Source organism: Brevundimonas sp., assembly GCF_041648615.1.
Taxonomy (GTDB): domain Bacteria; phylum Pseudomonadota; class Alphaproteobacteria; order Caulobacterales; family Caulobacteraceae; genus Brevundimonas.
Window position 1 is genome coordinate 21,190 of the sequence record NZ_JBAZOS010000035.1, and the last position, 11,873, is coordinate 33,062.

The following is an 11,873-nucleotide window of genomic DNA, read 5'->3' on the forward strand; positions in this document are numbered from 1 at the left end:
CGAAATCCATGACGGTCGACCCCGCCCCCGCGACCCTCATCGACGGCAAGGCCTTCGCCGCCGGCCTGGTCGACCGGGTGGCCGCCGCTTCAGCGCGCCTTCAACAGACCCACGGCGTCACGCCGGGGCTGGCCGTCGTCATCGTCGGCGAGGACCCGGCCAGCCAGATCTATGTCCGCAACAAGGGCGAAACGACCCTCCGCGCAGGCATGCGATCCGACACCCACCGCCTGTCAGATACGACAACCCAGGCCGAACTTCTGGCCCTGATCGCCGATCTGAACGCAGACGCCGGCATCCACGGCATTCTGGTTCAGCTGCCCCTGCCCTCCCACATCGATTCCGCCGCGGTGCTGGGCGCCATCGACCCGGACAAGGACGTGGACGGGTTTCATGTCGTCAACGCGGGGCGGCTGGCGGTCGGCCTGCCGGGGCTGGTTCCATGCACGCCGCTGGGCTGCCTGATGCTGCTCAAGGCCGAACTGGGCGACCTGTCCGGACTGAACGCCGTGATCGTCGGGCGGTCCAACATCGTCGGCAAGCCGATGGCCCAGCTGCTGCTGGGCGAGAGCTGCACGGTGACGATCGCCCATTCGCGCACCCGCGACCTGCCGGCCTTATGCCGGACCGCCGACATCCTCGTGGCGGCGGTGGGCCGGGCCGAGATGGTGCGGGGCGACTGGATAAAGCCGGGCGCGACCGTCATCGATGTGGGCATCAACCGCGTGCCGTCGCGGGATCCGGTCAAGGCGGCCGAGGGCAAGACCCGGGTCGTCGGCGATGTCGCCCTCGACGAGGCCCGCGCGGTCGCCGGGCGGATCACGCCCGTGCCCGGCGGCGTCGGCCCGATGACGATCGCCTGCCTGCTGGCCAACACCTATACAGCCGCGTGCCGTTCGGTCGGCGCCGCACCTGAATCGCTGGACGCTTGAACCGCCGCCGTTCAGCCCTGATACTCGGACTCTGGTCTGTCAGGAGATATCCATGATCCGGTTTTCGCCCCGCATTTCGGCCCTCGCCGCCGTCGTGGTCCTGACGCCCGCGGTCGCGGGTTGCGGCATCAACGCCATTCCCACCAAGGAAGAGGCCGCCAAGGCGCGCTGGGCTGACGTCCAGTCGCAGTATCAGCGCCGCTCCGACCTGGTCCCCAACCTGGTGGCCACTGTCCAGGGCGCAGCGATCGCCGAACGCACCACCCTGACGCAGGTGATTGAGGCCCGCGCCCAGGCCACCGGCGTGACGGTGACGCCCGACACCCTCAGCGACCCGGCCGCCTTCCAGCGCTATCAGGCCGCCCAGGGCCAGCTGTCGCAGGCTCTGTCGCGACTGTTGCTGGTGGTCGAGCGCTATCCGGAGATCAAGTCGAACCAGAATTTCATCGCCCTGCAGTCGCAGCTTGAAGGCACCGAGAACCGCATCGCGGTGGCGCGGCGCGACTACAACGAGGCCGTTCGAGACTACAACACCAGCCTGCGGACCTTCCCGACGGTGATCTGGGCCAAGACCATTCACGGCGGGTCCGAGCCGATGCAGCTGTTCACGGCCACGGAGGCCGCCCAGTCCGCGCCCAACGTCAATTTTGACGCGCTGAATCCGGCGGCGCAACCGGGCGGAACATCCCCCGCCGTCGCCCCGGGCGCGACACCGCCCGCGGCGCCGACGGCCCGGTGAGCTCCACCGCTCCGGCGACGTCGATCAGCCGGGCCGTCGCCTTCCTGACGGTCCTGCTGGCCGCGGTCTGGTTGATCGCGGCCCCGGCGCCGGCCCGGGCCGGACCGACGTTTCCCGCGTTGGATGGCCGGGTCATCGACCACGGAGACCTGATCTCCCCCGCGAAGGAACAGGCGCTTTCCGACAAGCTGGCGGCGCTGGAGCGCGACACCACCGACCAGCTTGTTGTCGTGACCGTGCCGGACCTTCAGGGCTACGAGATCGAGGACTACGGCTATCAGCTGGGCCGCGCCTGGGGGATCGGCCAGGCGGGCAAGAACAACGGCGTGCTGCTGATCATCGCGCCGAACGAACGCAAGGTCAGGATCGAGGTCGGCTATGGCCTCGAGGGGGTGCTGACCGACGCCTTGTCGGCCCTGATCATCCAGAACGAGATCCTGCCGTCGTTCAAGGAAGGCTTCTACGAGCGCGGCATCGAACAGGGCGTGGACGCCATTGACCGGCAGCTGCGGCTGGATCCCGCCGAAGCCCAGGTCCGGGCGGCGGCGGCCGAACGCCCGAAGTCGAAACCACCGATCGGCATCGCCATCGTGATCACCCTGATCTTCGTCATGCTGCTGCTGCGGATGATCGGCGGCGGCGGGCGGGGACGACGGCGGCGCGGAGGCGGCGTCGCCCCCGTGTTGATCTGGGCGGCGTCCGAGGCCATGCGAAACAGCGGTCGCGGCGGTCGCGGCGGCGGCGGCTTCGGCGGCGGGTTTGGCGGCGGTGGAGGCAGTTTCGGCGGCGGGGGCGCTTCGGGCGGATGGTGATGAAACTGACTCCCGATGGGCACGAGCGCGTCGCCGAGGCGATCCGGGTGGCGGAACTCCGCACCTCGGGCGAAATCTACTGCGTGATGGCGGGGCGTGTGTCGTCCTACCGCGACGTCTCCCTGGGCTGGGCGGCGGCGGCGGCCCTGATCCTGCCGCTGGGCCTGATCCCGTTCGGCTTCGACCCCGCCTGGGTGCCGGGCCTCGGCGGAAGCTGGGAGGCTGCGCATCTCGCGTCGCGCGATGTGACCGTGGGTGCGGCGCTGGGCGCCTACGCCCTGATCCAGGCGACGCTCTTCCTGATCGTCTTCCTGCTGACCTCCATTCCCCTGGTGTCGCGGATCGTCACGCCGCGCAGCATACGCCAGACCCGCGTGCGTGAGGCCGCATTGCAGCAGTTCCTGGCCCACGGGCTGCATGTCACCGAGGCGCGGACCGGCGTTCTGATCTTCGCCGCCCTCGGCGATCATCAGGTCGAGGTGGTGGCGGACGAAGGCATTTACAGCAAGGTCGACCAGACCGTCTGGGCGGACGCGGTCGAGGTCATGGCCAGGGGTCTGCGACGCGGCGACCCCGCCGGAGGCTTCGTCGACGCCATCGGACTTTGCGGCGCCGTACTGGCCGAACATTTCCCGCCGGGCGCGCGCAATCGGAATGAGGTCCAGGACAAGCTGGTTGTGATCTGACCCAAACGCCGTCCGCCGCGTTGGTGTCGCATTCGATGTGGTATGGGCTGGCCCCGCCACGACTCCCGTAGGACCCGCTCCTCACGCCATGCCCCGCCTGCTGACCTACAATGTACACCGCTGCGTCGGCGTCGATCGCAAACTCGACGTCGCGCGGATCGCGGGCGTCATCGCCGAGCATGAGCCCGACATCGTCTGCCTGCAGGAGCTGGACGTCGGGCGGGCCCGCACAGGCTTCGTCGATCAGGCGCAGTCCATCGCCGACCATCTCGCCATGACCTTCCATTTTCACGCCGCCATGCTTGTGGAAGCCGAGCAGTACGGCGACGCCATTCTGACCGCGCGGCCCGAGCGGCTGGTGAAGTCCGGGCCCCTGCCGACGATCCGCGGAATCCCGGGTCTGGAGCCGCGCGGCGCGCTATGGTCGGCGATCGATCTCGACGGCGCGACGCTGAACGTCTTCAATACTCATCTGGGCCTGGTCCCGCGCGAGCAAAGACTTCAGGCGGCCGCCCTTGCGGGCGCGGACTGGCTGGGCCATCCGGACTGCACCGGTCCCACCCTGCTGACCGGCGACTTCAACGCCACCTCCGTGACCCGCCCCTACCAGACGCTGGCGGCGAAGCTTTCGGATTGCCAGCGCAGCCTCGGTCTGAAGCCGTCGGTCAAGACCTTCCCCTCCAGCTTCCCCGCGATCCGCATCGACCACTGCTTCACCAGCCCCGAGGTGGTGGTGACCGCCGTGAAGGCGCCGTTCTCACCTTTGGCCCGAATGGCTTCGGACCATCTGCCTCTGATCATCGATTTCGAGATCAGGCCGGCCTAGGCGGCGGCAAGGTCCGGTGTGACCGGGTGCGCCTCTTCCAGGGCCGGAAGGCGTCGCGGGTCGAGGTCGGATCGCCCAGCTGGAATTCGGCGATGATTCGTTCGGCGCGCGAGGGCGGTTCGGCGCCCAGCCTGTGCATCCGGCCGGTGTCGAACCGCTGGATGGCCTCGCCCACGGTCCCGGCCGTCGCCTCGGCCGCCGCAAACTCCGCCCCTCCGATGCCGATCCAGTGGCCGATCGTGCGATGCCGGAAGGCCCGGATGGCGTCGCGGCCGGCCTGGTCGCGCGGCTCGGCCGCGACGTCGCATTCGGTGTCGAAGCCGAAGGAGCGGTTGTTCAGATTGGTCGAACCGATACGCAGGACGGCGTCGTCATAGATCGACACCTTGGCGTGGACGATGATCCGCTCGCCACCCTCGGTATAGGGCGTGAAGGCGAAGAAGCGGTTGTGCCGGTCCGCCTGCTCCAACCGGAACAGGATTTCCGACCGGGCGGTGTCCATGGTGATGCGGTCGAACCAGCTGGGGCTGCTCCCCGTCGAGACCAGGACGATTTCCGGCCCGTCCTCCTCCGCCAAACGCTCGGCGAGCGCCGTCGCGATCACGGGCGAGGTGAAATACTGGTTCTCGAAATAGATCAGCTTTCTGGCCCCGCGAATCGCGTCGAGGTGCAGCGCCTCGTTCTCGCGCACCTCGGCGCGCCCGCCTGTGGCGGGCTCGGTGCGCGCGATCGCCACCGGCACGTCACGCATGTCGGGCTCGACGCCGTCCGGCCAGGGGTCCGTATCGACATGGTCCGGCACCGTCCGCTCCCACGTCGAGCGGAACCAGCGTTCGCGCGCCAGATCCCCGAGAGCCCGCGCGGCTGCGCCGTCCATGACCGTCATCACCTCGTGGCGCGGCGACGGGATCTCTCCCGATGGCTGGCAACGCCTCGGGTCTCCGTCCAGATGCTCTTCGGAATCCCAACGGTCGGTCGAGATGTCTCCTCCGCCGCAGAAGGCCACGGCGTCGTCGATGATGACCGCCTTCTGGTGATGGCAGGCTCCGATCGGGCCGGGTGCGTCGAGCCTGAACTCGACCATCCGCTTGCGGAACCAGCCCTGGGCTTTGTGGGGGTAGAAGCCCTGTGACGCCGCGATCAGCAGGGGCGACTTCCAGATCAACAACCTGACGTCCAGCTCGGGATTCGACTTCACCAGCATGCGCAGCTGATGCCCGATCTGGGCCTGGTGATCGTTGTGGGCGCTCTCGGGATCCAGCCGGGTACGCGGATCGAACTGCCAGCCGAGGATGACGATGGAGCGGCGCGCCTTGGCGAGGGCCGACCGCAAGGCTTCGAAATAGGCGGCGTTCTCCATCAGGATGGCGAAGCGGTCCGCCGTCTCCACCCGCCAGCAATTAGAGCCTGGCCTCAGTAGCTCCTGACCGTGGTCATCCCCGAAATCCGTCATGCGCAGGTTGGCCCATTCACGTGGCGGGCGCCGAACGCCTCAAGCTCTACAGGACGCGCGCCGACCATTTCCGTTCCACCTTGCGTCGCAGATGGTCAACGGTGAAGCTTTGTTCATGTCCTGCCCGATTGTCCGAACGTCGTTTTGGGCGCATAAGATTGCTCGCAGTCGGGACAGGGAGATCGGCGATGCAGGCGCTGATCGAGTTTATCGCAGGATTCGTCGCCATTCTGGCCGCTGCGGCTCTGTCGCAGTTCGGCCTGGACCTCGGCCCGCCGCAGAAGGCGGAGCGCGAGATTCACCGGGTGCGCGACTGTGGCGACGGTCCGTCGACCGCCATGTTCGCCGCCCCGTCCGAGCGCAAGCAGGACTGCTGATCCGCCGCGTGTGGACTGTCCAGGGATTCGGCCGCCGTCGCCTTTGCGGGCCGCGATTGACTCGTTAGGGTCGCAACGTCCTTTCGCGCGTTGGTCGCCGACGCCGCTCCGTGACGAGATCGCCGCACCATGAAACCAACCCGCCAACGGCCCCCGCTGAACCTGACCGATCCGGATCCGGAGCCCGGAACGGCCGACTCCGCCCCGGAGACGGCCGGGCCGACGGCCGAGTCCGCGGTCGAGCGCCCCATGTCCGAACGCCGCAGACGCCGGCTCGCCGAGGAACAGCGCCGCACCGAGGAGCGGGCCGTCGCGGACGCCGCCCGCGCGGCGGCCACCCCTGCCGCGGCCGCGCCGGAACTGGTCGCTTCGGCCGAGGCCCCGCCGGTCGCATACGAACCCGCGCCCATGCCCGTGCCGGTAGGCCGGCGCGAGCTGGCCGCGCCCTCGGGCCGCCACGCCTATCTGGTCGCCGGCGTCGCCTCGGCCCTGTGGATCGGCGGCGTCGCGGCGGCTTTCATGTACGAATTCGGCGCGGGCGCCGTGGAACTCGAGCCCCTGCGTCTCGCGGTCTATGCATTGATCGCCCTGGCCCCGGCGGGGATGGCGATCATGCTGGCCCACGCCGTCCGTCAGGGCGCGGGCCTGGCCATGGAGACCCGGCGCGCCCGTGAATTGTCCGAAGCCCTGATCGCCCCGACCGCGCTCGCAGCCCAGCGGACCGGCGAGGTCCTCCAGTCTCTCCGGGACGACATCGACCAGGCGTCTCTCGCGGCGGAGCGGGCCCGCAATGACATGGCGCTGCTGCGCGAGGCGCTGTCCCAGGAAACCACCCGCCTGAACGAGGCCGCGGAGACCGCGAGCCGCACCGCCCGCAAACTGGCTGAGCAATTGGGCGGAGAACGCACCCAGATGGCCGCGCTGGGGACGCAACTGGATTCCCAGGCGGCCGGGGTGATCGACGCCGTCGAGCGTCAATCCCGCATGGTGGTCGACGCCTCCGACCTGGCCCAGACGCAGCTTCGTGAAGCCGAGGCGGCGCTGGCCGCCCGCGCCGCGGACCTGGCCGCCGCCGCCGGCGAGGCGCAGGACGCGGCCCGCGTCGCCGCCGACGATCTGGCCCGCCAGACCCTGAGGCTGGAGAACGCCGGTTCCGGCGTCGCCGAACAGATCCAGTCGGTCGAGGAAGGCCTTGGCCAGCAGCGCGCAGCCCTCGTCACCGCCGCCTACGCCCTGCGGACCGATCAGGAGGATTTCTCCGCCCAGGTCGAAAGCCAGCGCGCCCAGCTGACGGAGCAGCTGTCGGCCAGCCGCACGGCCGCCGGCGAACTGGGCGACACCTCGACCCGCACGGCCGAGACCATCCGGGATCTGGTCGAGGCCGCGACGGATCAGTTCCGCGCCCTGGTCGAGATGTCCCAGCGCGAGGCCGATGGCTTCGACGCCGCCACCAAGCTGGCGCTGGACCGGTTCGAGGCCCTGGCCGCCGAGGCCCGCGACGCCCTGGTCGAGGAAACCCGTCTGGCGCTGTCCGCGCTGCAGGCCACCGCGGAGCAGTCCCGCGCCGCCGCAGCCGACGCGGCCGAACAGGCCCGGATGCGCGCGGATCGTCTGGGGGAAACCCTGTTCGAGGCGGCGCAGAAGGCCGATCAGGCCGCCGACGCCCGCGTCGACAGCGCCCGCAAGATCGTGGCCGAGACCGGGGGACTGGTCGACCAGGCCGGCGAACGCGCCCTCGAGCGTCTGGAATCCACGCTCGAGCGCATGAACGCCGCCCTCGTCCAGATCGACGAGACGATCGGCGATCTGGACGAACGCGCCGCCCGCCTGCCCGAAGAGGCGCAGAAGCGGGTCGACGCCGTCAGGACGACGGTCGAGGAAGGCCTCGCCGCCCTGTCCGCCGCCTCGCAGAAGGCCGCGGCCGACACCGAGGCGCTGGACTCGGGCTTCCAGGAGCGGGTGCGCCGCAACTACGACATGCTGACCGAGGCCGTCCGTCTGATGGGCGTGGTGTCCGGCGATTCGCCGGCCCTCCGTCGCCGCGAGCCGGCGTCGGTCCCGCCGCCCGTCGAGTCGGCCGCCGCCCCCGAGCGTCCCGCCAATGCCGAGGGCTCGCGCGGCTTCGGTCTGCGGGGACGGCTGAAACTGGAGCCCATGCCCGGATCGACGCCGCCCGCGACGCCCGCGGCCGACCGCCTGGGCTGGAGCGATCTGGTCGACGACGGGCCGGGCGAGGCGCCGCTGGATCTGGACACGCCGATCATGCCGGTCGCCGACATCGAAGGGCTGGAGGAGCGCGTCACCGCCGCCATCCGGCGCATGGGCGTCGATCCCAACGCCCTGCTTCCCCGGTCCCGCATCGAGGAGGCCGCGCAGGCCGTCGCCGACCGGGATCCGGATCGGGCGCGCCAGATCGTCCGCCGCGTGGCTCCGGCCGCCGTGCGGAGCGTCTCGCGCCGTGTTCTGACGGATCCGGACCTGCGGGCGGACGCCGAGGCGTTTGTCCGGGCCGTCGTCCGGGACCTGACGGTCCGCGCCGCCGCGGGGGACGCCGCGGGCATCCAGGGACGGCTGACCTCTGACGGCGGACGGGCCTATATGCTGCTGGACGCCGCCATCGGCGATCTCGCCTGACACGGGAATCGACGGGTACGGACGGGCTCCGTCGCCGATTTCGTCTTGACGGCGGTTGCGGGATGGCGACACCGTCCGGCCCGTCACGCATCCGTCACGCGTAAGCAGGGTTCATGCTCGACACAGCCGCCGAGACCGCGCCGGATCATCGCCCCGCGATCGTGATCTGCGCCTATGACGCCGACGAGGCCGGCTGGGACCCTGTCGAGGACCTGTCCGGCGAGCCGTGGAGCCCGACGGGCGCCCGCACCGTCGCCGTGCCGGGTGGAGAGCCGGACGCCCTTGCCGAAATCCTGATCGCGCACCTCGGCGATCCGCGCTGCCGGGGCCTGCTGCTGATCGGCCGGACGCGCCGGAGCACGACGTTCAGATTGCAGATCCGGGCCGAGAATCGTTCGCTGGACGGGGTGCATCGGCTGACCAGCGTGGGCCCCGCCATCGCCCGGGCCACGGCCCCGGCGGCGGACATCGTCCGTGCGCTGAACGAGGCCGGTCTGTCCGTCGACACCAGTTCGGACGCCGAAGACGATGCGGGCAGCTATCTGCTGTACCGGGTGCTTTCAAGCCTGCCCGAGGGGTTCGATACGCCGGCGGTCGGGCTGCTACGCGCGCCGGAGAACGAGCCTGACGCCGAGGTCCAGCGGGCGGTGAAGGTCGCCGCCGAAGCCATGGCGCGTCACCTGGCGCCGTTGCCCCGCTCGCGGGCCAGCTGACGTCTCAGCGGAAGCGCCGCCAGCAGGCCGGCCGCCGCCATCGCCGCCATCGCCCAATAGCCGCTCGCGCCATAGCGGTCGAAGAGCGTGCCTGACGCGGCCGTGGCCAGACCGATCAGCACCCCGGCCGAGAGCACCGAGCTGAGCATCTGCCCCGCCGTCTGGCTGTCCCGGGGGGCCAGGCGTTCGACGATCTGGATCCCCGCCAGGAAGGTGGCGGCGAAGGTCAGGGCGTGCAGCCCCTGCAGGGGCCACAGCATCCACAACGGCGGGGCCAGGGCCATGGCGCTCCAGCGCAGGACGGCGGCGGCGGCGCCGACGACCAGCATGCTCCAGGGGCTGACGCCCACACGGCGGCGCCAGGGTTCGAACAGCCACATCAGGGCGATCTCGGCCACGACGCCGAAGGCCCAGAGCTGGCCGGTGACGGCCTCGCTGATCCCCTCCGCCTTCCACAGGATGGCGGAGAAGCCATACTGGTAGGCGTGGGCCGCCTGGACCGCGCCGATGGCGAAGATGGCGGTCATGAAGGTCGGGTCCCTGACCAGCCGGCCGAGACCGCGGAAGCGCTCGCGGCCCCGCAAGGGCGCCCCCTCGCCCACCGGCTCGGGCGGCAGGGCCAGGACCGCGACCACGGCCAGGCCGAGGGAGGCGACGACCAGCCAGATGATGATCGCGTCGGCCGGCAGGGTCAGCAGCATCGCGCCCATGGCCATGTTGGCGGCGACGAAGGCCACGGAGCCGAAGGCGCGCGGCAGGGCGAAGGTATAGCCGAGCCGGCCGGCGAGCCGCAGGTTCAGCACGTCGGTCAGGGGCACCAGAACGCCCATGGCGGTCGCGCCGACGAACCAGCAGACCGCCCAGGCCAGGTAACCGTCAACCAGCCCCGCCGCGCCGTAGCCGAGCGTCATGACCACGCCCAGCAAGGCGATGGGCGTGCGCCGCAGTCTGAATCCGTCAGCCCAGACCCCGAGCAGCGGCCCGGTGACGATTCGGGCCAGCATGGGGATGGCCAGCAGGGTTCCGATCTGGGCGCCGCTCAACCCTCGCGAGCTTAACCATAAGCCTGCAAATGGAAGGCTGACCCCGGTGGCGCCGAAGAGCAACACATACTGCAAAGCCAGGCGTCGGGCGGCGGTCATGAGGCGGGCAATAGCAGACTCGCGGGATTCTGTCGGCTAGCGTTCCGGGTATGAGAGTGATGCGTAGTCTGGCGGTCTTCGCCGCCCTGAACGGGGCCCTTGCGGTGGCCATCGGCGCCTTCGCCGCCCATGGGGCGGGACCGCAGATCAAGACCCTGCTGACGACGGGCGGCCACTATCAGATGGTTCACGCCGTGCTGGCCCTGGTTTGCGCGGTCTGGCCGGCCCGGTCCCGCCTGGTCGTGATCGCCGGCTGGCTGGCGGCCGCGGGCGGACTGGTGTTCTGCCTCGCCCTGTCCGCCATCGCCCTTTTGAGCCTGCCCGCCATGGGAGCGGTCGCCCCCATCGGCGGCGTACTGATGATCTCGGCTTGGCTTTTGCTCGCCGTTGCCGCATTGCGGTCACAAACCGTCACCGCCTGACCGGCGAACAGAGACCTGAGTCCGCATGGCTTTCCCAGTACCCGAAACGGCCCGTCGTGAACTGTTCCCGGAGATCGAGCCCTACGCCACCGGCTATATGCCGACCGGCGGCGTGCACGAGATCTGGTACGAGGAATGCGGCAATCCGCAGGGCCTGCCGGTCGTCGTGCTGCACGGCGGCCCCGGCGGCGCGGTCAACCCGGGCATGCGGCGCTATTTCGATCCGGCGAAATACCGGATCGTGCTGTTCGACCAGCGCGGCTGCGGCAAGAGCCGGCCCAATGCGTCGCTGGACGAAAACACGACCTGGACCCTGATCGAGGACATCGAACGGCTGCGCGAGCTGCTGGGCATCGACAAATGGGTGGTGTTCGGCGGCAGCTGGGGCTCGACCCTGTCCATGGCCTACGCCATCACCCATCCCGAGCGGGCTGAAGCGCTGGTGCTGCGAGGCATCTTCCTGCTGACCAGGCCGGAGCTGCACTGGTTCTATCAGGACGGCGCGTCGAACATTTTCCCGGACGCCTGGGAGCGGTTCCTGGCCCCCATTCCCGAGGATGAGCGGCACGACCTGATGGGCGCCTACTACAAGCGGCTGACCGGCGACGACAAGGCCGAGCGCGAGCGTTGCGCCATCGCCTGGTCGAGCTGGGAAGGCGAGACCGTCAGCGTCGAGGGCCCGGACGCGCGTCCGGACAAGTTCGCCGAGCCGGAATTCGCCGTCGCCTTCGCCCGCATCGAATGCTGGTATTTCGTCAACGGCGGCTTCTTCCCGGAAGAAGGCTGGCTGCTGAAGAACATCGGCCGGATCAAGCACATCCCCTGCTGGATCGCCCAGGGACGGTTCGATGTGGTGACGCCGATCGCCAGCGCCTGGGCCCTGCACCGCGCCTGGCCCGAGGCGAAGCTGGACATCGTCAAGGACGCGGGACACGCCTCGACCGAACCGGGCATCATCGACAGCCTGGTGCGCGGCACGGACTGGGCCGCGGGGGTTTAGTTTTCAAAGACCGGAACGGCGTTCTCCCTCCCCTTCATGGGGAGGGATGTCGGCGCGAAGCGACGACAGGGTGGGGGGAGTGTGAAGCCGGGCGCGATCCGTGCGGGACTGGCGTTCCCCACCCGGGCTCCGCTGCG

At 70.0% G+C, this 11,873-nt stretch carries 12 protein-coding genes; 10 read left to right on the forward strand and 2 right to left on the reverse strand.

Annotated features, from left to right (window positions below):
* The first annotated feature begins 8 nt into the window (after positions 1–8).
* The 5 genes from WC555_RS12490 (at position 9) to WC555_RS12510 (ending at position 3,995) form a co-directional block, all read left to right on the forward strand.
* On the forward strand, positions 9–932 hold the full coding sequence (locus WC555_RS12490; protein ID WP_373254019.1) for a bifunctional methylenetetrahydrofolate dehydrogenase/methenyltetrahydrofolate cyclohydrolase: 924 nt from the start codon (positions 9–11) through the stop codon (positions 930–932).
* Positions 933–984: 52 nt separating this feature from the next.
* Entirely contained in the window at positions 985–1,671 is a 687-nt protein-coding gene (locus WC555_RS12495) for a LemA family protein (protein ID WP_373254021.1), read from the forward strand.
* Positions 1,668–2,483, forward strand: a complete 816-nt coding sequence (locus WC555_RS12500) for a YgcG family protein (protein WP_373254023.1) — start codon at positions 1,668–1,670, stop codon at positions 2,481–2,483. The genes WC555_RS12495 and WC555_RS12500 overlap by 4 nt, the downstream gene beginning before the upstream one ends.
* On the forward strand, positions 2,483–3,169 hold the full coding sequence (locus tag WC555_RS12505; protein ID WP_373254025.1) for a TPM domain-containing protein: 687 nt from the start codon (positions 2,483–2,485) through the stop codon (positions 3,167–3,169). The genes WC555_RS12500 and WC555_RS12505 overlap by 1 nt, the downstream gene beginning before the upstream one ends.
* Before the next feature lie 88 nt (positions 3,170–3,257).
* A complete protein-coding gene (locus WC555_RS12510) occupies positions 3,258–3,995 on the forward strand; it encodes an endonuclease/exonuclease/phosphatase family protein (protein WP_373254027.1) in 738 nt (245 codons plus the stop codon).
* Here the strand turns inward: WC555_RS12510 and WC555_RS12515 are convergent.
* Entirely contained in the window at positions 3,982–5,448 is a 1,467-nt protein-coding gene (locus WC555_RS12515; RefSeq protein ID WP_373254029.1) for a phospholipase D-like domain-containing protein, read from the reverse strand. The two genes, WC555_RS12510 and WC555_RS12515, sit on opposite strands and share 14 nt — an antisense overlap.
* A 188-nt stretch (positions 5,449–5,636) precedes the next feature.
* Between WC555_RS12515 and WC555_RS12520 the strand changes: the two genes are divergently transcribed.
* The 3 genes from WC555_RS12520 (at position 5,637) to WC555_RS12530 (ending at position 9,172) form a co-directional block, all read left to right on the forward strand.
* Complete coding sequence (locus WC555_RS12520; protein ID WP_373254031.1) at positions 5,637–5,825, forward strand: hypothetical protein; 189 nt, start codon at positions 5,637–5,639, stop codon at positions 5,823–5,825.
* A 129-nt stretch (positions 5,826–5,954) separates the two neighbouring features.
* Positions 5,955–8,459, forward strand: coding sequence for a tipN (locus WC555_RS12525; protein WP_373254033.1), 2,505 nt, complete (start codon positions 5,955–5,957; stop codon positions 8,457–8,459).
* Between the two features lie 113 nt (positions 8,460–8,572).
* Complete coding sequence (locus tag WC555_RS12530; protein WP_373254035.1) at positions 8,573–9,172, forward strand: hypothetical protein; 600 nt, start codon at positions 8,573–8,575, stop codon at positions 9,170–9,172.
* On the opposite strand, the gene WC555_RS12535 is transcribed toward WC555_RS12530, so the two are convergent.
* On the reverse strand, positions 9,136–10,314 hold the full coding sequence (locus WC555_RS12535; protein WP_373254037.1) for an MFS transporter: 1,179 nt from the start codon (positions 10,312–10,314) through the stop codon (positions 9,136–9,138). The two genes, WC555_RS12530 and WC555_RS12535, sit on opposite strands and share 37 nt — an antisense overlap.
* A 59-nt stretch (positions 10,315–10,373) precedes the next feature.
* Between WC555_RS12535 and WC555_RS12540 the strand changes: the two genes are divergently transcribed.
* Positions 10,374–10,736, forward strand: coding sequence for a DUF423 domain-containing protein (locus WC555_RS12540; RefSeq protein WP_373254039.1), 363 nt, complete (start codon positions 10,374–10,376; stop codon positions 10,734–10,736).
* A gap of 25 nt (positions 10,737–10,761) precedes the next feature.
* Complete coding sequence (pip, locus tag WC555_RS12545) at positions 10,762–11,736, forward strand: prolyl aminopeptidase (RefSeq protein WP_373254041.1); 975 nt, start codon at positions 10,762–10,764, stop codon at positions 11,734–11,736.
* The last annotated feature ends 137 nt before the right edge of the window (positions 11,737–11,873 follow it).

Bases quoted from the DNA above. Each gene is read 5' to 3' on its own strand.
- WC555_RS12490 (WP_373254019.1), top strand. From the start codon at position 9: ATGACGGTCGACCCCGCCCCCGCGACCCTCATCGACGGCAAGGCCTTC.
- WC555_RS12495 (WP_373254021.1), top strand. From the start codon at position 985: ATGATCCGGTTTTCGCCCCGCATTTCGGCCCTCGCCGCCGTCGTGGTC.
- WC555_RS12505 (WP_373254025.1), top strand. From the start codon at position 2,483: ATGAAACTGACTCCCGATGGGCACGAGCGCGTCGCCGAGGCGATCCGG.
- WC555_RS12510 (WP_373254027.1), top strand. From the start codon at position 3,258: ATGCCCCGCCTGCTGACCTACAATGTACACCGCTGCGTCGGCGTCGAT.
- WC555_RS12515 (WP_373254029.1), bottom strand. From the start codon at position 5,448: ATGACGGATTTCGGGGATGACCACGGTCAGGAGCTACTGAGGCCAGGC.
- WC555_RS12520 (WP_373254031.1), top strand. From the start codon at position 5,637: ATGCAGGCGCTGATCGAGTTTATCGCAGGATTCGTCGCCATTCTGGCC.
- WC555_RS12525 (WP_373254033.1), top strand. From the start codon at position 5,955: ATGAAACCAACCCGCCAACGGCCCCCGCTGAACCTGACCGATCCGGAT.
- WC555_RS12530 (WP_373254035.1), top strand. From the start codon at position 8,573: ATGCTCGACACAGCCGCCGAGACCGCGCCGGATCATCGCCCCGCGATC.
- WC555_RS12535 (WP_373254037.1), bottom strand. From the start codon at position 10,314: ATGACCGCCGCCCGACGCCTGGCTTTGCAGTATGTGTTGCTCTTCGGC.
- WC555_RS12540 (WP_373254039.1), top strand. From the start codon at position 10,374: ATGCGTAGTCTGGCGGTCTTCGCCGCCCTGAACGGGGCCCTTGCGGTG.
- pip (WP_373254041.1), top strand. From the start codon at position 10,762: ATGGCTTTCCCAGTACCCGAAACGGCCCGTCGTGAACTGTTCCCGGAG.